The organism is Flavobacterium xizangense (genome assembly GCF_054075145.1).
In genome coordinates this window covers 1-247 of sequence record NZ_JBSIPG010000249.1, presented here as the reverse complement: position 1 = coordinate 247, position 247 = coordinate 1, and the positions used below count along the sequence as shown (strand labels likewise).

Genomic DNA, 247 nt, shown 5'->3' with positions numbered 1-247 from the left:
CCAAAAGAAACCTGCCTGATTGGTAGCAAATAAATAATATTCACCTTTATAAGTTATAATAACCGGATCGGCGCTTGAACGACGTGATTCTGGAATTCTATTATGATTATGTGTTGTAAAATTGTATCCGATATTGATCGGATTACAATAAGTTGTTGCTGGTCTGTTAGGATCAAACCATTCTGTTTTACCAGAATTTTGCGCCATAAGACTGCTTCCGAAAAGCATCGAAAACATTACAAATGGC

At 36.0% G+C, this 247-nt stretch carries 1 pseudogene; it reads right to left on the bottom strand.

The annotated features are described in order from the left end of the window. Positions 1-207: pseudogene (locus ACWA1B_RS23310) on the bottom strand (xylosidase); the annotation flags it as partial. Between the last annotated feature and the right edge of the window lie 40 nt (positions 208-247).